Raw genomic sequence first — 20,929 nt, forward strand, 5'->3', positions numbered from 1 at the left:
CCATCTCCTTTCCGCGCTGCCTTACAGGTTGTACTTTTGCAATTTCCTGTAAAAGGTGCTGCGTGGCATTCCCAAAAGACCAGCTGCAGCGGAAGCGCTTCCATTCGTTTTCTGCAAAGCCTGGATGATCAATTGCTTTTCAAGCTCCTCGCGGTACGTCAACGTTTCCGCACGGCCGCCCCCGCTCTCGCCACCGCCTTTCACAGCAGTCAGCGATCCAGCCATCAGGTTTGGGGACGCTGCCCCTCCCGCCCCGGTCTGAAATTGTTCATGCAGGAGGTATGGCAGCTCCTCTTCGCCGATAATGCTGAGCCTCTCCAATGTATTGAACAGCTCCCGAATGTTCCCGGGCCAGTCGTATTCCATCAGCTGCCGCATGACATGAGGGATAGCCGGCAGCTCCACTTTATTCTGCTGGCAGAAAAAGCGAATCAGACTGGGGATGTCTTCTTTCCGCTCGCGCAGCGGCGGCAGATAGAGCGGGAACACGTGCAAACGGTAGTACAAGTCCTCCCGGAACTTCCCTTCCTTCACCAGCAGGGCCAGGTCCCGGTGCGTAGCGGCAATGACGCGAATATTTACCGGAATTTCCGCATGGCTGCCGATCGGCGTAACCTTCCTTTCCTGCAAAACGCGCAGCAGGGCAACCTGCATCTGATGCGGAATCTCGCCGATCTCATCGAGGAACAAGGCGCCTCCGTTTGCCTGCTCCAGCTTTCCTTTATATCCGTGGCGCCGCGATCCGGTAAATGCCCCTTCCGCATAGCCAAACAGCTCGCTTTCGATCAGGTCTTTGGGGATGGCGCCGCAATTCACCGCAACGAAGGGGCCCGCCTTGTACGGACTGTTCAGATGAATGGCCCGGGCGACGAGCTCCTTCCCCGTCCCGCTTTCCCCCCGGATGCATACATTGGCGCTGCTTTTGGAGATGCGTTCGATTTGCCCGAGAACGTGCCGGAACGCTTTGCTTGTTCCTGCTTCGCCCGGGAACTGAATCTGACTGGACGGAAACGGAGCTTGCAAACGCCGGATGCTTGCCTCGGACTCCAGCAATACCGCACAGTACCCGAGCAGTCCTCCGTGCTGCCTGGAGTAGACAGGCGTACGCTTTCGTTCCACATAGCGGTACTCGTCCAACAGGTCCTGGTAGTCGCATGCTCCCGGCCACTGCAGCATCTTTTGACGAACAGCTTTGTTGACGAAAACGACCTGCTGTCGCAGGTTCAAAATCACGATCGGCTGATTCGTCTCCGCCAGCTCCCATCCACAGCGGATAAGCTCCAGCTCTTCCAGCTCGCGCCTTCTGCTCCATTCCTGCTCTACGGTATAAGCGATGGAGGAAACGATGGCCAGCATATGGGGATGGCTTCGCTCCAGCGGGCACGAGATATCGAGGATGCCGACCAGTTTGCCTTCGTCGTCGTGAATAGGCGCGGCCGAGCAGCTCCATTTATGGGAAGCCACCGAATAGTGCTCCGGGCCGCTGATCAGGATCGGCTCTCCGGCATGGAGCGCTGTGCCAATCGCGTTTGTTCCCACCTCTTCTTCGGTCCAGCGAACGCCCTCCACGAAATTGATATCTTCGGCATATTGCAAAATGGACTTCTTCCCTTTCATGGAGAGCACATAACCCTCAGCGTCTATCAGGATGGCGATCATCCCGGTGTCTTCAATAAATTTGGACATTTTCTCCACATGCGGCAAGGTAATTTCGAGCAATTGCCGATGCTTCCGCTTCTGGCTGTCAAAAGACTCGCCCTTCAAAATTTCCCGTCCCGTCCCCAGATAGGGATCGACATACCTGTTTTTGCAGCGAAGCCACGATTCAGAGATTCGCTTGTTGATGCGTGCAGAGTCGATAACACCTTCTTGTACAAAACGTTTCCACATTTTCGAAGAAAGCGTTTCGTTATACAAGGAGCCGCCCTCCTTTGCTTTTCATGGATAAGGGAATATCTATAGATTACCTGTTTTCATCCGGTTTCTCAATATTCCGAAAATGACCTCTTTGTCTTGGCTGCCGGTGTTTCCGTCGAAAAGCCAGCTCATTATAGTTTGCCTTTTTCGTTCAATTTTTCTTCTCCTGTAGCTTGGGATAGCGAATGGCTTTCTGTGATTTCTGCTTCGCAAAAAAAAAACACCCAGCGAGTTTCACGCAAAGTCTGATAATCATTTATGATGGACAAAACTGTATTTTTGCCCGTATCGACTGACAGGGCATCAGTTTTACACGGAATATGACCTTAACCACAGATTGTTAACCTTCACAATACCGCCAGGATGATGTAGCACTAAATCAGCCAATTCCTTTACCATCAACTGAAACTCATCGCTTCTTGCTTCATCTATTAGCAAATATTGTACGGTGACTGATCCGGCAGAAGGTGAAATGCCCCTCGCACTCAACCGTTTGAAAAAAATTAAGAAGAGACCCGAACCTTTTTCCCATAGAGAGGCAATATAGGGTGTAAGCTGCTTACTCAGGAGGGCCCTCTGAATGCAAAATGAAGAGATGTACCAATTACTCATAAAAATGAAAGAGGGTGATCAACAGGCGTTTCATACGGTGTATGATGCCACCTATAAGGACATCTACCGGACAGTCTCCTTTCTGGTGGATCATCAGCAGGATCGGGAAGATATCATGAATGAGATCTATATGCAAATGTGGACCTCACTTGCCAACTACGATACGAACCGTCCTTTCCACTTTTGGCTGCACGGCTTGGTAATCCGTCAAGTGCAGAGATTTCGGGTCAAGAGCTGGAGGAGATTCCGAATTTTTGAACGCATCCGTGCCTTCTCTCGGGAAGAGTCTTATTGGGATCAACATACTGCTTTGATGGATGGTACAAACCAAATGATATCGCAATCCATACGAAAACTGACCGACAAACAGCGGACAGTGATTATCTTCCGCTTTTTTCACGACTATACCCTTGAAGAAATTGCGACTTTGCTCGACATTCCGCTGGGTACAGTGAAGTCTAGATATCATGCTGGCCTCCAGGCGCTTCGAAAAAACTTAGGGAATCTCCCCCTGGAAAGGATGGAAAAGATCAATGACTATCGAACGCAAAATCCGTGAGCATCTGCACGAAGAGGCAGAAACGATGGAGTGCCCTCCGGCCATTTCCAAACGAATCGAACAATCCTACTATCAATATTTGCAACGAAAAAGGAGCGAAAAACCCATGAAAAAACGAGTAATTGGCGGAATCGTTGCTGCTGCGTTTTTGATTCCAACCGCAGCATTTGCGGCCCCTGCCCTGATTGAAATGCTTACCAGAACACCCATGACTGCTGAACAAGTCAAGGTGGATGAGGTTGGCAAAGCAGCACTGGAGAAGCTGTATAGCGCATTTCCCGAAACAAGATCGTTTGAGATTGTCGATGCAAGCTACCTTGGAGAAGCCCCCGCTGATTCAACTAAAAAGCAAGCGATCCAGACAAGCATCGCACTGCAGGAAAAGGGAGGAGCCGGCAAAAAGATCAGCCTTACCATCGGTGTTACGGGCAAGATTGACAGCGTGATTCAAGAGAATTGGGAGGAGAAGCCCGTCAGTTCTTTAACCAATCAGGAAATCAAAGAGAAAGTAAATAACCTCATTGACAAAATGTATGGCAGCATCGATGGCTATGAGGTTTCTATGGAGCCAATGGGGGATCCGCATCAAAAGACGTTTCTATTGAATTACATCGAAAAGGGGTCCCAAATACCGTTCTACCAGGTATTTGTTAAGGACAATAGAATATATGTTACTCTGCACGGAGGCGAGCGTACACCTTCAAACCTTGTTAAAGTAGAAGGCTTTTTCACCAGAGATGGCAAGCCTGATACTTTTGCTGATTCCTTTTTAAATGATGAAAACCTGTTTTCTTTACTAAACATGAGCCCAACAGAATTGAAACAAGAATTAGCAAAAGGCAAATCTGTTGTGGAGGTTGCCGCCTCTAAAAATGTCTCTAAACAACAAGTGATTGATGTGATTGCAAAAACACAGGTTGAAAAAGAGCTACAAGCTGACCAAAATGGAGCAAGTGTAAGCAATCATGTAAAGGAACAAATGATGAAAGCACTTGAACCAAAAGTAGTACATGTTATTGAACACAAATCTGAAACGCCAGCGAAGAACTGACCAGTCACCACAGTATCAATCGAGATTCGTAACAAGAATAAGAGGCCGGTTTCCTTATCGTTCAGGAAACCGGCTTTTTTAGATCAAACGGGGCTTAGCGTACAAAATCCGCAGTTTGTTGGCGGGACCTTTCTTCAACCGCCTGTGAGTGTAGGACAGGAAAAGTCTAGCGTCAAGGGTTGATTTATAAACTTTTCCACCCTTGTTTGAAAGGTTGAAGAAAGGCTTCGTTGCTATTGCTCTACCTGGATCGGAACTTCCCATTTTACATCATGCTGTTTGATTTTCTCATCATACGTGATCGTGAACTCTTTCACGTCTTTATTTTTCGTCCTGATCTTAATCTGGGCATTCAGCTTCCTTGTGCCGTCCTCTGCGATGGTTATTTGGGGACTGAGTAAAAGAGCGTTGGACTCTCCCTTCTCGTCTGTTGCCATCCAGCTTTTCCCAACACCCACAACATCCTTTGCCAAAACGCCTTCCATATCAATGATGTAAATGGTATCATCCCCACGCTCTTGCTTTTTGACGGGTGTAAACGTAAACGTATTTCCTTCCTCTGTGACCGTCACTGGCTTTTTATCCAGTTCAGCAATCGAAAGCTTCGCACGAAAATCAGCTTTTTCTGCTGTATAGACAGCATCCAGTTTCATTGTTACTTTTTTTGTGTGATCAATCGGAGCGAAGGAATGAACCCAGACGTTTTTATAGGGCAAACGTCCTGCATTATACATTCCACCTCGACTTAAACCCGGTATGACATTGCTGCTCAGCTCTTCACCGGGATAAATCACATGCAAGTCGTCCCAAGAAGCCAAAACCGTTCCCTGCTCATCAATCAGGCTGTACCGGACACCTTTGTCCCGGCCGGTCCCCTCGCTGACGGCAAACTGCAGCTGAGCCGCGCTTGGGCTAAAACGAGCTTCCTTCAGATCGATCCATTCTCCTTGCGGTGTCGTGAGCTTCTGCTGGACGGAGACCGTTTTTGTCGCTGCTTTTGCCGGTCGCAGATCAATCGGGATATCAAAGTTCCAGCTCCCTTTCGTCTCTCCCAATTGCTTTACCCGTACTTCGAGTATCGCTTCGTCCGGCAGCCTGCTCCGATCGTCAAATAGCTCTGCAAAATCACGTCCGATTACAAAATTCTCACCGTTTGGCAGAGGCATCCATCGAAATGAATCTGGAAGCTTTGAATTAGGCGGGTTCAAGACACGCCCATTTTTGTCTTTTAACTGGATGACTCGATACTCTTCCACATTTTCACTGGAAATTCTGCTGAACTGGTCCTGCCAGAAGGTATCCAGCTTTTTCCCCTCCTTGTCGGTAAGCGAACCCAGAACCATGATTCGAGCAGAATCGGCCAACACTGCCTTCATTTCCATGGTCAGGCCCTGATCCGTCACTTTCAGGTTAAGGGGCTTTACATATCCCTTCTCGGCAGCTACGAGAGCTCCTTTATCTGTCTGCTCTTCTGAATACAAGCTGACAACGCTCTCGGTATCGGTATACGGCCCTTTCAGCGGATTTGCTGCATAGAACAGTCCATTCACATACGAAGCGAAAGTCGGTGACACAAGTGTTCCCAAAGCCACAACCACAGCCAGTCCTGCTACAGCCATCGTCGTTTTTTTCATCAAAGCAACACTCCGTTTTTTCCAGTCTATTTTCTGGGCTCGGTGTCTATCGATCCGTCTCAACACATTCAGGGGATGAGGCGGGACCTTTTCCATGACTTGCTGAATGACTGCATCGGTGTGCCATTTTTCCTGCTCCCCAAGCGTACCCGACTCGTCCAAATACTGCTCGAACAGCCGTTGACAAGCCGAGCAGGTGAGCAGATGATTTTGTACGTTTTGTCTATCCCGCAAAGAAAGTGAGTCTTCCAGATAAGCATCCAGCATGTCTTTGTCCAGGCATGTCATAGATAGCAGTCCCCTCCTTTGCCTCTTCTCGTCAGCGCTTCCTTCAGTTTTGTCTTCCCTCTGGACAAACGCGTACGAACCGTGCTGATCGGAACACCCAGCTTTTTACTGATTTCTTCATAACTCATGTACTGGAGATACCGCATTTCCAGGACGACACGATGCTTCGAATCCAAAGCCTTTATCCGATCCTGCAAATAAGAGTTTTGCTCTTTGACAAGGTACTCCGCTTCGGGCGTATGACTGGTGGCCAGCTCCACTTCTGTGTTCGTAACCATTATCGACCGTTTTCGGCTTCGCAGTTCATCGAAACAATGATTGGTCGCGATCCTGTACAGCCATGCGCCAAATTCGTAGCTTTTGTTGTAGTCGCCCAGATGGTAGTACACCTTGATAAATATTTCTTGAGCGATGTCTTGCTCATGGGGCGGCTGCCCTAACATCTTGCGGATCAGAAGCGTGATTCGCCTATTATATTTTTGTATGATCTGAGCAAAGGCCTCTTTGTTGCCTCGGAGGACCTCGTCCACGATCATCTTGTCGTCCTGCATCTGTTCTCCTCCCATTCAAAAAGGTCGCTGCGCAGCGGTCGCCTTTTTGCTGTACATGTATATACGACGGAAAATGGAGGAAAAAAATCGCATTTTTTTCTTTCCTGACACAAAAAAGCTGCCGGGATGATCCCGGACAGCCTTTACATTCTACTCTTTTTGATCTTACAGATTTTGCAATGGCGGAATGCTATCTTCGGCGCCTGCATGTTTCCCGTAAATCCCCATATCCAACTGTTTCGTAACCTTGCTTGTAAGCAATCCTGCTGTCATGCTCCCGCTTACGTTGACGGCTGTCCGTGCCATATCAATCAGCGGCTCGATTGAGATAAGCAGCCCGACCAGTGCCACTGGCAGGTTCATCGTGGAGAGGACAATAAGCGCCGAAAACGTTGCTCCGCCGCCTACCCCTGCAACACCAAAGGAACTGATGGCCACGACAGCGATCAAGGTCAAAATAAAGGTTGGGCTCGTCGGGTCGATCCCTGCCGCAGGTGCGACCATGACTGCCAGCATGGCCGGATAAATTCCGGCGCATCCATTTTGCCCGATCGAAATTCCGAATGATCCTGCAAAATTGGCGATTCCCTCGGGGACGCCCAATTCTTTGTGCTGTGTTTGGACATTTAGCGGCAGGGTGCCTGCACTGGAACGCGAGGTAAAGGCAAAGGTCAGGACAGGGATCGCTTTCTTTACGTAGGTCAAAGGATTTAAGCCAGAGAGCGCAATAAGCAGCAGGTGAACACCAAACATAATGAGCAGAGCGACATACGAAGCCAGCACAAATTTGCCAAGCCGCCAAATGGCATTCAGATCACTCGTCGCCGCTATTTTTGTCATTAAGGCAAGCACGCCGTATGGAGTCAGTCGCAGAATCAATGTCACGACTCTCATGATGATCGTGTAAAGGGCGTCGGTCATCTTCGCAAACATGTCGGCCTGGTCCGTTTTTTTCCGCTTCACTCCCAGATAAGCCATGCCCAAGAAGGCGGAGAAGATCACGACCGCAATCGTCGATGTCGGACGCGCTCCCGTCAGATCCAGAAACGGGTTGCCGGGGAGGAGCTCTACCAGTTTTTGCGGTGCGGACATGTTCTCAAGATTCCCCAATGTTTTTTCGATTTTCTCTATCTGGGCGACCTCTTTTGCTCCCTGATCCAGCTGCAAGGACTGTAAATCGGCCGCAAGCGATGCCCCTATGCCAATTGCCGCAGCAATCGCAGTCGTGCCAACCAGTAACCCGATGATCAAGCCCCCGATTTTGCCGATATTGTGCGACAGCGTCGCTTTCGTGAATGCGGACAGGATCGAAATGAACACGAGCGGCATGACAACCATCTGCAGCAATTTGATATAGCCATTCCCCGCGATGTTGAACCAATCGACGGACAGCTTGATCACTTCAGACCCTGATCCGTAGACAAATTGCAGCAAGAGGCCAAACAGTATTCCCAGGCCCAATGCGGCAAACACCCGCTTGGTAAAAGAGACGAACCTCTTTTGCATGGAATACAGGATGAATAGAATGATCAGCATGCCCAGGATGTTCAGAAGCACCTGTACAGTCATGAGGACTCCCTCTTTTCATGGTTTATTGGACCCATTGGTGAACGGCACTGGCCATTCTCTGCAAGCCCTCTTCCAGGACAGACCGTGGACAAGCGATATTCACTCTCGTAAACCCTTCTCCTCCCTTCCCAAATTTGTAGCCCTCGTCCAATGCCACCTTGGCCTGCTTTCGAAAGAACTGTTCGAGTGTCTTCGCATCCATTCCCAATTCGCGGCAATCGAGCCATACCAGATAGGTTCCTTCCGGCTGGATCACTTTGATTGGCTTTATATGGGCTTCAATAAAGTCTGTCAGAAAAGCCAGATTGTCTCCTACATACGCGAGGCATTGATCCAGCCATTCATCACCGTGTCGGTAGGCCGTTTCGGCAGGCCAAATGTGTTGGACAGACTCAGATGAAGCATATCAAATGCTTTCGTAAACATCGCCCGTTTCTGTTGATCCGGAATGATGATGTTGGACATTTGCAGACCTGCCATATTAAATGTTTTGCTTGGTGCTGTGCATGTAATCGACCCAAGCGCAAACGGTTCCGAAATGCTGGCAAACAGCGTATGGCGATGTCCATTGTGGATCAGATCGAAGTGAGCCTCATCGGATACTACAAGGATGTCATGCTCGGCACATATTTGGCCCAAGCGTTCAAGCTCCGCTTTTGTCCACACTCTCCCGACCGGGTTGTGCGGGTTGCAAAGAATGATCATCTTTACCTTTGGATCGATTTTGCCGATAAGATCGTCGTAATCCATTTCATACCGGCCATTGTTCAGCATCAGCGGATTTAGCACCAGCTCCCGGTTATTTTTTTGCACAATACCGGGAAAGGGATGGTACACCGGCGGCTGAATGATCACTTTGTCTTCCGGCTCCGTAAAGGTTTGGACAATGATGCTCAATGCTGTTAAAATGCCTGGACTGCAGCGTATCCATTCTTTTTTGATCTCCCAATGATGCCGGCGTTTCACCCAGCCGGCAAACGACTCAAAATAGCTGTCGGACCTCGCTGTATAGCCAAAAATCCCATGCTCCGCCCTGCTGATCAGACGTTCAATGACGGGCAGAGGGCAGCGAAAATCCATGTCGGCTATCCACATGGGCAGGATATCTTTGTCACCGAACAGCTTTTCCGTTCTGTCCCACTTGATCGAATCAGTGTGAAATCGGTTGTGGACTTGATCGAAATCGTAGTGCATGTACCTAACCTCCCCATGATGGCGCTTTCATTTTATTGTTGCGCTGCCTGTAAAAAAGCAGGCAGCCATTCCCTTTCGGCAACCGTCTATTTTCATCGGCCAGAGCCACTGTGATACAGACCTGCCAAACAGGCGAATACAGGCTTCTCGATCCCGAGTGGCAGCATCGTGCTCATAAACCTACCTGGTCCATGTCCATGTTCGATTAGGTTCTCCTTGTCTCTCGCCTTACGATGGGAAGCCCTTGTTTCACCCATTCGTCAAAGCCGCCGATCAAGTTCCGAACATTTTTGAAGCCGTGTGCCTGCAAAAGGCTCACCCCGATGGCGGATCTTCTCCCTGATTTGCATTGGACCAGGATCGGTTTGTCACGGGGCAATTCCTGAATGCTTGCCGGCAAGTATCCAAGCATGATGTGTTTCGCTTCGGGAATACAGCCATCAGCATGCTCTTTTGCATAACGGACATCTAGAACGTATATCTGTCCCGTTTGTACTTGCTCCCCTACCTCCTCTGGCGTTACCTCCTCGTATTTGGCGAACTTCGAGTCATCATGGAGCTCGAACACATCCAGATCCATCGTGGAAGCGACCTGGTCCAATCCGATTGACTGCAAAGCCTTTCGAATATCTGGAACGGACTGCTTGTCGGCCAACAGGTAGATGGGCCGATCATAGTCGAGCAGCCAGCCAGCCCACGTGACGAATGATTGGTCATAAGGAATATTGATGACTCCCGGCAAATGCCTTTGGGCGAACATGCTTGCCGGACGGGTATCGACAACCATGCCTTGCTGCACCCATGCCTCTACTACGTCTAATGAAGCCTCTGCTTGCAACGGAGCTGCTATCTCTTGCACCAGTTGTGGGCCCATTTTATTGAGCTGCTTCATCATCGCAAAATAGGTTGGCGGCTCGGGCTGCCCCGCCAGCAATTCCTGGATAAAATCATTTTCATGCTCATGCTGCAACGCCCAATTCGTCCGTTTCTCATAGCCGACCGTGGACGATTGGACGGCCCCGATCGCCTTGCCGCACGCGCTGCCCGCCCCATGCCCGGGCCAGACTTGCAGATAGTCAGGGAGTTTTTTGAATCGCGCCAGCGAGTGAAACATTTTCCGTGCCATCTCCTCAGCGGAGCCGCTTACCTTTGCCGCTTTTTCCAAAAGGTCTGGACGCCCCACGTCACCGACAAACACGAAGTCCCCTGTGAAAATCCCGATCGGTTCGTTCGCCGAAGAACCGCCATCTGTCAACAGCAGCGATATGTGTTCGGGGGTGTGTCCCGGCGTATGGAGCACCTCGAACGTAAGATTGCCAATCTGGAAGGTGTCCCCGTCCTTTAGCAAGCAATGCTTGTATTCGCTTGCGTATTGGTAGCGCCAATCCGCCCCTCCTGCATCGGACAAGTACAAGGCAGCTCCGAATCTCGAAGCGATTTCCCGTGCGCCGGAAAGAAAGTCGGCATGAATGTGTGTTTCCGTCACGCCAACGATCTTCACCCCGTTTGCTTTTGCAGCTTTGGCATATGTTTCGATATCGCGGGCAGGATCAATGACGATGGCCTCGCCGGAAGCCTGGCATCCCACCAGATAAGATGCCTGGGCCAATTTGTCATCATAGAAATACTTGAGCAGCATAAGTCAGCCTCCATCCATCTTTTCATTAATTTTTGTCCGATCTGACAAGAGATCGGTAAGCAAAGCGTTTGTGCGGAATGGTTTGGTTTTACATCATCCCTTTGAGCATGCCCTTCCAGTACATCACGGGAAGCAAATCCTTTTTCAGCCAATACATACTGAGCCTTTCACGGGATTGATCAAAGGGAAACGACTCTTGGGGATTGAGCTCATAATCGAATTCCGCCAATATCAATTTTCCATAGCCGGTCACGAGCGGGCATGAGGTATATCCGTTGTATTTGTCGCAAACAGGCTTTCCGCTGATCATGGCCAGCAGGTTTTGCACGACGATCGGCCCCTGCTTGCGGATCGCGGCGCCCGTTTTTGATGTCGGCAAATTGGTGCAGTCCCCCACCCCGAAAACATTCCCAAACCGTTTATGCTGCAGTGTGTATTTATCCACATCGAGCCAACCGTCGCCTGCCGCAAGCGGACTTTTTTTGATAAAATCGGGGGCGCTCATCGGCGGCACGACATGAATCATGTCATAGGGCATGATCACACGCTCGTTGGTATCCATGTTCACAAAGACCGCTTGTTTTTTATCACCGATAATTTCAACGAGATTATGCTTGAACCGTGTCTCGATTTGTTTTCTTTCAATCACCTTCTGCAAAGCATCCGCATACTTTTTCACGGCAAATATGCTCGCTCCGCCGGAGACAAAACGGATGGATGCCCGGGAGCGTACGCCTGATTTGCGAAAGTAATCATCCGCCAAATACATGATTTTCTGAGGAGCCCCGCCGCATTTTACGGGAGTATTGGGGTTGGTAAAAATCGCCGTGCCGCCCGTAAAGCTGCGAATATTGTCCCATGTGCTCTCGACGTAATCATAAGAGTAATTGCTGCAAACCCCGTGTTTGCCAATACTCTCCTTCAGCCCTTTTACCTTCTCCCAATCAATCTGGATGCCCGCTGAAACGACCAGATAGTCGTAGCGGATTTTGTCTCCGGACGCGGTTACGACGGTGTTTTCGTTCGGCAAAAATTCAGTAACGGCATCTTGCACCCATTTCGCGCCATTCGGGATCAGCGATGCTTCCTCGCGCTCGGTAACCTCCTTGCGAACGACACCGGCACCGGCAAGCGTCCACAATGGCTGATAGTAATGCTTCGTCGAGAAGTCTACGATGGCAATCTTTCCGAACAAATCACGCGACTTGCGCAGAAGACGTGCTGCAACCGAGATGCCTGCGCTGCCTCCGCCTACAATCACGATTTTGTAGTGAGCAACTGACATTTCCATCCACCCCATCCCCATGTAAAGTCACAAATTCAAGGCCTCTGCATTGAAAAACAGCATGTAAATGGCAACTGCGGCCCGCCAAACATTGACCTGCTCACCAGCAGCACTCGCCTCCTCTTGCTTTTTCTTTGGCATAGACATTCGGACAGCCATGCTCATCATCGAGATGGAAAATAAAAACAATAATTGGTTTTCAGGTATCAATGTACCGGCAAACGATCCGAAATATGCTCCTATTGCACCAAGAATGGCAAAAATCACCGCTGTTTTCCATCGGACATGACCGGCCCTGGCGTGCGGAATGAAATTGGAGCAACGACATGATTGCGAGAATCACGTGAATCGATGTCTGCTCAACCTTCTCCTTCTGACAACATCGGCCTTTTGGACAACACCCGTCCTTTTGATAACTCCCTCCTTCCCGACTCGCTTGCCCTCCCTTCAGACATACTTGACCATGAGTAATAGCAAGCATCGTGCCAATTCGATTTTTCCCGTCAAATCGCCATTTTTCGCTTGTCGCTTTTATGCGCAATTGTCAGCTTTGAAAGCATAATTGATGGAATATTCAGTTATAATTTGAGCTTGAAGCCTCTTGCAACACTGACAACGGTTTGGCATTGTTGGCAAAAGGCAGGCAGAGATTCGGGAAGCTACGCAAAAAAGCCACCCTTTCAGGTGACCTTGCAAATCTTATACCTCGCCTCTCCCAAAACGGGAACGGGCTCTACCACGCCGGTTCGGCAATTTCCTGTATACACTCCGCTACATCATTTTTTGGACTTCCGACAATATGGGAGACAGGGTAGGCTCGCATCTGCGCCGCATCGTAAGGAGTGAGAAGCGACCTCAGCAATTCAGAGTCGCATGTATCGCGATCCAGCCAAATTGCTTCCTCCTCAGGTCCCTTTAAAATAACGGGCATGCGGTCATGGATGCCTGCGACAACCTCGTTGGCACTGGTCGTAATGATTGCACAGGTATGAAGCTTCACCCCATCTGCATTTGTCCAGGTATCAAAGAGACCGGCAAAAGCAAACGGTTCCTCATTTTTCATCATAATGCGCATGGGCTGCTTGCCTTTTTGCGTTTGCCTCCATTCATAAAAGCCGTCAGCCGGAATGAGACAGCGCTTGCGGACAAAGAGCTTTCGGAAAGCCGGCCTCTCGGTTAAAGTCTCGGCCCGCGCATTGATCATTTTATAACTGTTCCTGTCGTCTTGAGCCCATGACGGAACAAGCCCCCAGCGCAATTGTCCGAGTCTTTGGCGCCCTCCGTCAGCTAGAATGGCCGGAATTGGCTGGCCGGGGGCGATGTTGTACCGCGGCTTTAGGTCGAACAGGATTTCCTGCAGTTGAAACCGGCTCATCAGCTTCTCCGGGTCGGTGACAAGCGTAAAGCGCCCGCACATAGGCAATTCCCTCCTGCCACCAGCATTCCTCATTCCCAACAAAAATACCCCCTCCCCGAAGCACGGGAGCGATTAGACGTGTCATCCCCTCTCCTACTCTCCGGTACATAACAAAAAAGCCCCCGAAGGCGCTTTTTCTTCATAATCCCGCTATTCTTTTGCCCCATTTCTCTCTAATAACTCTGTGAGCTTTGCGTCGTTTATTTCCCTTGAGATTTTTAACGGCGAGTCTCCATAAAAATCTTTGATATTGGGATCGGCTTTGTTCATTAGCAAGTACTCCGCTACCTCATGCTTTTTCCCGATGACAGCATGTAAAAGCGCCGTTCTTCCATCATTGTCTGTAACATCGGGATTCATATTATTCTGGATGAACGGCTTTACCTCGTCCACATTGCCGTTTTGTGCAGCACGGATGAACTCATTTGGGTTGAAGGTTTCATCGTAATTGTCATTGTAATTCTTCGTTTGCCCGAAGTGAAAAACAGCGGAAAATTGAAATAAACCGATTCCAACAAGCACAGTGAATAGGGCAAAAATCAAATATCGTTTATTCATATCGCACCTCATTCTTTATAGACAACCCCTATGAACGTATATGGCAGCAGCAAGCCTAACTCTTTGCATCCTGTTTACGTAACAGAGTCATTTCAACGAAAGGCTGCTTTGCTTATTCCTTTCTGGAACGACAAGCACTTTGGAAGGCCACTCGCCAACTGCCACTTGTTGCTTCTGTTTAAGCTCCTCAGTATCAAACACCGATAGGGTCCCCTGTGTCATATTCGAGACAAGGAGGTTTGAACCATCCAAAGCGATAGAGGAAGGCTTTGGGGATTGCAGCTTTGCTTTCAGCTCCATTTTTTTCAGGTCATAGACTGAGATCGTGTCCCCCGTCATGTCCAAGTCCGTAAAATGATTAACGAAGGCTATGTCTCCCTTTCGCACAATGGATTGAGGAAAGGTTTCTTCCAAAGTGATCTCCTGCAAGACAGAACCTGTTTTCGGATTCAGCACCTTCATTTTGCTCGTATAGGATTCCAGACGTTTCACCCACTTCGGTTTAGGTCCTTTGGCGAACCCGGCATAGACAGCTATATAGTGATCCTGAAATGGAACAACGCCATTGGGCGGAAGTTCTTCCGGAATATCGTTCATGGTTATGATTTGGTACTTGCCCGTCTCGGCTTTGCCAATTTGGACCTTTTTTGCATACTGCCCATAATTATGCGCCCCGCCTGAGTTCACGTACATCGTTATGCCGTTTTCTGCCGGGATCATAGAGCGCACGGCCCCAGGTACGGTTAGCGTCTCGATGAGAGAAAAAGTGTCGAGATCGACAAGCATGAAATGAAAACCCACATTTCGGGATTCCACGGATGAAGCAATATACGCGATTCGATCGTGAATAAAAAGCTTTTGCGGAATGTAGGGCAGGGTCAATGTTTCGTACGAAAGGTCGTATAGATTCACGGCGTACAGGTCTTTTCTGGGCTCCTCAATTCCTGGATCAATCAGATACAGCGTTTGCCCATCGATCTGTGCATCGATCAGGAATTTGCCGATTTTCTTCTCCTTTACTACTTTGTAGTCTTTATCCAAAGTAACAACATTGGATTTCCCCGCTTGTTTGATGACTGCCAGATGCGGTGTTTTATTTTGCAAAGGCATTTCATCCGTATTCTGGCAGCCTGCTATGAACAGGATGGATACGAGCAGAAACAGCATGTATTTTTTCAATTGGGAACTCCCTCCGATCATACAGAAACGGACAGAGGCAAAATGGCTTCGGTCCATTATAGAACGCAACTACCTGAGCGAAGATTCTGGCGTGAAACGAACTGTATAAATCATCCAAAAAATTACTTAGCCGGACTGATCATCTAACGGATAATGCAACTTTTCATTTGACTATTCCGCAAATTCCACAAAAACCCTTTTCCGCGGGGACGAAAAATGAAACTGGAACTGGGATAAAATTAATTCAATGTAGTTAAACGTATCCGAAAAGAGTATAATTATGTAAATGGCAAGAAAAACCATTAGATGAGCCTTGTACGTTTCTATCAATCCAAAAGGAAGATGACATATGCGGTTGTCATCTTTTATCAAAGCAAGGATCAACTCAAGAAAGAGAGAACGATATGAAAAAAAACCTCTTGATCGTCATGAGCTTGCTCATCATGATGAGTGTACTGACAGGTTTCCAAGCGGTATCCACCAACCCGTTGCAACAGTCGGTGAAATCCAGCCTCGTCCCTGTTTCCAAAATGGCGCTTCCTTCGAAAACCATTATCGGGTTTGGGGAAGCTACACATGGCAACAAGCAATTTACGATGCTAAAGTTGGATATTTTCAAGCATCTCGTAGAAAAGCAAGGATATCGCGTATTCGCCATCGAAGGCGATTTTGGCGGAGGGCAAAAGGTCAACGAATACATACTGGGAGGCAGCGGAACTGCCCAAGATGCGGCAAAGGCAATCGGATTTACCATCTACAATACGCAAGAAATGGCAGCCCTTCTCTCCTGGATGCGCTCCTATAACGAGCATCGGGATGCAAAAGACAAAATTCATTTTTACGGGTTTGACATGCAGCGCTATGACCACAACAAAAACGGGCTGTTCTCCTACTTGAAAAAGGTGGACCCGCCACTTGCCTCCAAGTATGAGACGGCACTTGCGAATCTGAATGACAAGACAGTGTATGATCAAAAGAAAGCCACCGTACAAGACGGGCTCTCCCATATGAAAAGCCTGATGGAGCGTATGAAAGAAAATAAATCCGTTTATATCGCCAAAAGCTCCGAGCGAGAATATGAGCTGGCACTGGCCTTTGCCGAGGCGATCAAGCAAAACGCTACTCTTCGCGGAACCAATGCCAACTATAGCAATACCCGCGATTTCTATATGGCGGAAAAAGTGAAGTGGGTCTTGTCCTACGAAAAGAAATATTACGGTCGCGAAAAACTGTTCATCACCGGACATAATGGACACATTGAAAAAACCTCCACTACCGCAGGAACAGCCACTTGCATGGGGGCCCATCTCGCCAAAGCCTTTGGGGACCAGTATTACGCCATCGGCAGTGTATTTTACGAAAGCTCCTTTATTGCCAATGACGCCTTTACCAATGAGCGAAAGGAGTTTCATGTAAAAAATAGCGGCAACGATCGGCTGGCTGTACTGTTTGCACAGACAAACATGCAGGATGGATTCCTGGATTTTGCAAAGGCCAAAAATAATGAAAGTTTCACCGCCTACCTGAATAAAACGCAGCCCATCAGTGCCATCGGAGCAGTCTTTAGCGGATTGTATGAAAAAATGGAAAAGATGTATACGTTGCAGATGGTTCCGGCGAAAGCTTTTGATGCGCTGATTTTCGTGCGGACTGCTACTCCTTCGGTAATGTTAAAAGAGTAACGGAGCGGGAATTGTCGGGTTCCTTGCTGATCATACCGTAGTTTAAAGAAAGAGAATGCCCTTTTTGCTGATGCAAAAAAGGCATTCTCTTTCCTAATTCTATCTGCTTTCCGTATAAATTTGAAAGGTCACGCCAAATTTGTCAGTTACATCGCCAAACCCTGGGCTAAAAGAGTTTTCTTCAAATGGTATATTCACTTGACCGCCTTGCTGCAGGGCTTCAAAAAATCGTTTTGATTTTTCCACGTCATTCGTTGAAAGGCAAATGGTTACCTGTTTGCCCTTGGGAATAGACGAACCGGTTGGAGCATCGGAAAACATGAGTTCCGTTTCACCCACACGCAGCTTTGCGTGTGCCACAAGATTCTTTACCTCATCCGTAAAAGTATCAGGCATTTCCGGCATATCACCGTAAGTAATGATGGTGAGGACTTCGGCACCTATCGCTTGTTCATAAAACTGAATCGCTTCCCTTGCGTTCCCTTCCAAATTTACATAAGGGGTAAGTTTTACTGTCATCCTAGATCAGCTCCTTTTTTCCCATCATACCTTTTATCAAATGCGTTGATTTCTTTTCAATTGCTATCTTCAATAACCCAAACATTGTATTGGTTCTTCTGCTCATTTATCAGCCTCTCATTCAAACAAGCTGTGGTGCAAAAAATACTGTTTGACAGGACACCAAATGGTGTCGTATTATCAAAACAGACACCATTTGGTGTCCGAATGACGATTTATTCATTTTGTAAAGTTTGAATCTGAATAAGTTTGACTTGAACCAATTAAAAGAAGAAAACCAATGAGCAAGCTTATTGGTACGGAAACAACTGCGAAAGTAGAAACCCAGTCAGAGGAAAAAAGATTGAAAAAAGTGCATGCTGACGAAATATCGCCTCGTGGACACTGCGTCCGAAGAGTTGCATACTGTAAGGAGGTGGTGAAATCAACGGCTGTCCCTTAGTACACCATAGATTTCTCCTACATAAAATCATATTTTTTGGAGCGGGTAGCTGTGAACGAGAACAACCAGCGGGATGTGTTTGACGCGATTGCAGATCCAACCAGGCGCCGATTGATTCGTCTGTTGGCAGAGGCAGAGGAGATGCCGCTTCATGAGTTAACCACGCATTTTGAAATGGGCCGTACAGCGGTATCCAAGCATTTGACAGTCCTGAAAGAGGCCGGACTGGTACTTGATCGAAAAGTCGGCAGAGAAACGCGATATAGGCTGAACGCCTCTCCACTCAGAGAAATTCAAGATTGGGTGGCTTTCTACAGCAAGTTCTGGAGTACGAATATGTTGCGCTTGAGCCAACTATTAGAGGAGGAAGAAGAATGAGTTTAACCTTATCCCTGGATTTTCAGTACAAGACATCGATGGAGAAGCTTTGGACCGCCTTGACCGATTCAAGCAAGCTTGCCAAGTGGGTGGTCAACATCCACACCGGTCAGGCAATGGAAAATGATTTTAAACCCGTCGTAGGACACCGTTTTCAGTTTCGTACGGAACCGAACGAATATTGGGATGGAATTGTTGAAGGCGAAGTGCTTATCGTGGAGCCACCACACCGATTGTCCTATACTTGGGGCAGCGGAGAGGAGAAGCATACGATCACCTGGACGCTGCAGGATGTAGGGGACGGAAAGGTTAACCTTCATCTCGAACAAACCGGATTCTCAAATGCCCAAGCACTGGGTGGAGCTAAGTATGGCTGGACCAAATGGTGCGGCGAGCTTGAAAAGGTGTTGGAACAATAAGCGCATTCAATATTTATGCATCAATGGCGACAGCCGTATCGAGGCGATAAACAGCAAAAACCGGAGCACGTAATCGCTCCGGTTTTTTGCTGTGCCATGCCATGGCCCCTCAGACGTTTCGACCACGCTGGTTTCGTTTATTCGATCTCGTTTCGCTGGACGGAAGCGACCGGCTCCACGTTTTCCGTGTACATCCGCTTCACCAGCTCGCTCTCGCCCTCTACTCGATCCCCCTGCTTTGCCAAAAAGTCCTGCGACTCCCGCTGCTGATCATTCGGCTTTTTGTTGTTCGGTCTGGACATGTCTGTCCCCCTCCTGTTCTGCGGTAAACACCCTTCTTACTATGAGTGCCTCTGAGGGATTTTATTCCGGGTCCGTGAGGTTACTCAGCCAATCTTTTTGCCCCGCGCAGATCCGGTGTCCCAGTTACGCTGAAGCGGATACCTTCGATCTTTTTGCTGTTGAGGTAGTTTTCGTTGTTGAAATAGATCGGGATGACCGGCATATCCTGCATCAACACGGTTTCGGCGTCGTGCAGAAGCTTCATGCGCGCTTCCTCGTTTTGTTCGACCTTCGCTTTTTCGATCAGCTCGTCAAACTTCGGATTGGCCCAGTTGGTAAAGTTGCGGGAGCTTTTCCCCGTGTACAGCTCCAGCATCGCGAGCGGATCGAGGTAATCGCCGTTCCACCCCATGCGGGCGATCTGGAAGTTTTTCTGCTTGAACGTATCGATGTAGGTTTTCCACTCCTGATTTTCCAGCTTCACCTGCACGCCCAGGTTTTTCTTGAACATTTCCTGCAGCGCTTCGGCGATCTTCTTGTGGTTTTCCGCCGTGCTGTATTTCAGCGTAATCGGCGGAAGCTCTGTCCAGCCTTCTTCCTTCAAGCCTTCCGCCAAAAGCTGCTTCGCCTTGGCCGGATCGAACTGATAGTATGGCGCCACTTCTTCCCGGAAGTCCTTGCCCGCAGGAGTTTTCACCCCGAATGGCGTGTAGCCGTACGCCGGGAGCTGGCCTCCCATGGTCACGTTTGCCGTCAGGATGTCCCGGTCGATTGCGTAGGAAAAGGCCTGACGGATTTTCGCGTTGGTGAACGGCTCTTTCTCTACGTTAAACGTGTACGTATAAATGCTGTAGTCCGGGAACGATTTGTACTCTTCTTTTCCCTTTTCCTGCTCAATCACGTCGATTGGCAAAGAGTCGATCAGGTCAAGCTCTCCCGTTTTGAACATCTGGTAGTAGGTAGTCGCTTCGTTCACCATCTTGAAGTGGACGGTCTCCATTGTTACCTTGTCTTTTTCCCAGTAGCTCTGGCTTTTGGCGATGGTCAGCTGACTGTTGTGGTCCCAGCTCTCCACGGTGTACGGGCCGTTGGTCACGATGCCTTTCGCTTCCGCTGCCCAGTTTTTGTCCGCTTCCACAACTTTCTTGTTCACCGGCAGATAGGCGCGGCTCATCATGATTTTCGGGAAATAGGTGATGGGGTCTTTCAGTCTGACGACGAGTGTCCGGTCATCCTTTGCCTTGATCTGCACGTCATCCACGCTGCCTTTGCCCGAGTTGTACGCCTCCGCGCCTTGTATGTAGTAGAGCGCAGATGGTTCATAGGCGGCAGTCTGCGGGTTCAGCACACGCTTCCAGGAGTATTCGTAGTCATGCGCCGTTACCGGATCGCCGTTCGACCATTTCATCTCGGGGCGCAGGGTAAACGTGTAGGTTTTGCCATCCGGGGAGACTTCCACCTTTTCGGCTGCGCCTTCCACGATGTCCCCGTTTTGGCCGTAGCGGTACAGTCCTTCGTACAGATGGTCGATCACCCAGTACGAGGTGGTATCGGAAGCGAATGCCGGGTCCAATGTGTACGGTTCACCCCGCAGATTGGCGGTCATGACTTGTTTGACGGCTGCCCCCGTCTGTTGATCGGAAGACGCAGCCGGCTTATCGCTGCCGCATGCGGAGAGCGCAGGCACGGCGAGCGCCAGCAGTGCGGCAAAAGCGAGCAATCCTTTTTTCATCGATGATTTCCTCCTTGTTCTC

At 49.0% G+C, this 20,929-nt stretch carries 20 protein-coding genes; 5 read left to right on the forward strand and 15 right to left on the reverse strand.

Features of this window, described 5'->3' with window-relative positions; all coding sequences use genetic code 11:
• Window positions 1-21 precede the first annotated feature (21 nt).
• Window positions 22-1,890, reverse strand: a complete 1,869-nt coding sequence (locus NST37_RS21915; protein ID WP_339186810.1) for a sigma-54-dependent Fis family transcriptional regulator — start codon at window positions 1,888-1,890, stop codon at window positions 22-24.
• 607 nt (window positions 1,891-2,497) lie between these two features.
• Between NST37_RS21915 and NST37_RS21920 the strand changes: the two genes are divergently transcribed.
• Window positions 2,498-3,088: a sigma-70 family RNA polymerase sigma factor gene (locus NST37_RS21920; protein ID WP_003390131.1), complete on the forward strand. Its 591-nt coding sequence runs from the start codon at window positions 2,498-2,500 to the stop codon at window positions 3,086-3,088.
• Window positions 3,063-4,139, forward strand: a complete 1,077-nt coding sequence (locus NST37_RS21925) for a hypothetical protein (RefSeq protein ID WP_339185822.1) — start codon at window positions 3,063-3,065, stop codon at window positions 4,137-4,139. Before NST37_RS21920 ends, NST37_RS21925 begins: the two co-directional genes overlap by 26 nt.
• Before the next feature lie 233 nt (window positions 4,140-4,372).
• Here NST37_RS21925 and NST37_RS21930 read toward each other — a convergent pair whose 3' ends face one another.
• From NST37_RS21930 to NST37_RS21980, 11 genes are all read right to left on the reverse strand, one after another.
• Entirely contained in the window at window positions 4,373-6,061 is a 1,689-nt protein-coding gene (locus tag NST37_RS21930) for a DUF4179 domain-containing protein (RefSeq protein ID WP_031933184.1), read from the reverse strand.
• Window positions 6,058-6,612: an RNA polymerase sigma factor gene (locus NST37_RS21935; RefSeq protein ID WP_003390136.1), complete on the reverse strand. Its 555-nt coding sequence runs from the start codon at window positions 6,610-6,612 to the stop codon at window positions 6,058-6,060. Before NST37_RS21935 ends, NST37_RS21930 begins: the two co-directional genes overlap by 4 nt.
• Window positions 6,613-6,777: 165 nt before the next feature.
• Window positions 6,778-8,181: an L-cystine transporter gene (locus NST37_RS21940; protein WP_243014883.1), complete on the reverse strand. Its 1,404-nt coding sequence runs from the start codon at window positions 8,179-8,181 to the stop codon at window positions 6,778-6,780.
• A 22-nt stretch (window positions 8,182-8,203) separates the two neighbouring features.
• Complete coding sequence (locus NST37_RS21945) at window positions 8,204-8,560, reverse strand: aminotransferase class I/II-fold pyridoxal phosphate-dependent enzyme (RefSeq protein WP_339186811.1); 357 nt, start codon at window positions 8,558-8,560, stop codon at window positions 8,204-8,206.
• Window positions 8,494-9,375, reverse strand: coding sequence for a PatB family C-S lyase (locus NST37_RS21950; RefSeq protein ID WP_313897929.1), 882 nt, complete (start codon window positions 9,373-9,375; stop codon window positions 8,494-8,496). The genes NST37_RS21945 and NST37_RS21950 overlap by 67 nt, the downstream gene beginning before the upstream one ends.
• 205 nt (window positions 9,376-9,580) lie before the next feature.
• On the reverse strand, window positions 9,581-11,014 hold the full coding sequence (locus NST37_RS21955) for a rhodanese-like domain-containing protein (RefSeq protein ID WP_339185826.1): 1,434 nt from the start codon (window positions 11,012-11,014) through the stop codon (window positions 9,581-9,583).
• A gap of 88 nt (window positions 11,015-11,102) precedes the next feature.
• Complete coding sequence (locus NST37_RS21960; RefSeq protein ID WP_122957861.1) at window positions 11,103-12,299, reverse strand: FAD/NAD(P)-binding oxidoreductase; 1,197 nt, start codon at window positions 12,297-12,299, stop codon at window positions 11,103-11,105.
• A gap of 27 nt (window positions 12,300-12,326) precedes the next feature.
• Window positions 12,327-12,608 carry a sulfite exporter TauE/SafE family protein gene (locus NST37_RS21965; protein WP_081607803.1) on the reverse strand — a complete coding sequence of 94 codons (282 nt, stop codon included), beginning with the start codon at window positions 12,606-12,608 and terminating at the stop codon, window positions 12,327-12,329.
• 424 nt (window positions 12,609-13,032) lie between these two features.
• Window positions 13,033-13,716 carry an SOS response-associated peptidase gene (locus tag NST37_RS21970; RefSeq protein WP_003390143.1) on the reverse strand — a complete coding sequence of 228 codons (684 nt, stop codon included), beginning with the start codon at window positions 13,714-13,716 and terminating at the stop codon, window positions 13,033-13,035.
• Between the two features lie 150 nt (window positions 13,717-13,866).
• Window positions 13,867-14,274: an ankyrin repeat domain-containing protein gene (locus NST37_RS21975; RefSeq protein WP_339185828.1), complete on the reverse strand. Its 408-nt coding sequence runs from the start codon at window positions 14,272-14,274 to the stop codon at window positions 13,867-13,869.
• 87 nt (window positions 14,275-14,361) lie between these two features.
• Window positions 14,362-15,453: a hypothetical protein gene (locus tag NST37_RS21980; RefSeq protein ID WP_339185829.1), complete on the reverse strand. Its 1,092-nt coding sequence runs from the start codon at window positions 15,451-15,453 to the stop codon at window positions 14,362-14,364.
• Window positions 15,454-15,857: 404 nt separating this feature from the next.
• Here NST37_RS21980 and NST37_RS21985 point away from each other — a divergent pair, with 404 nt between their 5' ends.
• Window positions 15,858-17,135, forward strand: coding sequence for an erythromycin esterase family protein (locus NST37_RS21985; protein ID WP_339185831.1), 1,278 nt, complete (start codon window positions 15,858-15,860; stop codon window positions 17,133-17,135).
• Between the two features lie 99 nt (window positions 17,136-17,234).
• Here the strand turns inward: NST37_RS21985 and NST37_RS21990 are convergent, their stop codons facing one another.
• Window positions 17,235-17,654: a VOC family protein gene (locus NST37_RS21990; RefSeq protein ID WP_003390150.1), complete on the reverse strand. Its 420-nt coding sequence runs from the start codon at window positions 17,652-17,654 to the stop codon at window positions 17,235-17,237.
• A gap of 493 nt (window positions 17,655-18,147) precedes the next feature.
• On the opposite strand from NST37_RS21990, the gene NST37_RS21995 reads away from it, so the two are divergent.
• Both NST37_RS21995 and NST37_RS22000 read left to right on the forward strand, forming a co-directional pair.
• Window positions 18,148-18,474: a metalloregulator ArsR/SmtB family transcription factor gene (locus tag NST37_RS21995; RefSeq protein ID WP_003390152.1), complete on the forward strand. Its 327-nt coding sequence runs from the start codon at window positions 18,148-18,150 to the stop codon at window positions 18,472-18,474.
• Window positions 18,471-18,893: an SRPBCC domain-containing protein gene (locus tag NST37_RS22000; protein ID WP_003390153.1), complete on the forward strand. Its 423-nt coding sequence runs from the start codon at window positions 18,471-18,473 to the stop codon at window positions 18,891-18,893. Before NST37_RS21995 ends, NST37_RS22000 begins: the two co-directional genes overlap by 4 nt.
• A 137-nt stretch (window positions 18,894-19,030) precedes the next feature.
• Here the strand turns inward: NST37_RS22000 and NST37_RS22005 are convergent, their stop codons facing one another.
• Window positions 19,031-19,195 (reverse strand): hypothetical protein, encoded by a 165-nt coding sequence (locus NST37_RS22005; protein ID WP_155808004.1) that lies wholly within the window; start codon window positions 19,193-19,195, stop codon window positions 19,031-19,033.
• Window positions 19,196-19,275: 80 nt separating this feature from the next.
• Window positions 19,276-20,907 carry a peptide ABC transporter substrate-binding protein gene (locus NST37_RS22010; RefSeq protein ID WP_339185833.1) on the reverse strand — a complete coding sequence of 544 codons (1,632 nt, stop codon included), beginning with the start codon at window positions 20,905-20,907 and terminating at the stop codon, window positions 19,276-19,278.
• Window positions 20,908-20,929 lie beyond the last annotated feature (22 nt).

The organism is Brevibacillus sp. FSL K6-6036 (assembly GCF_037964015.1).
Lineage (GTDB): Bacteria > Bacillota > Bacilli > Brevibacillales > Brevibacillaceae > Brevibacillus > Brevibacillus borstelensis.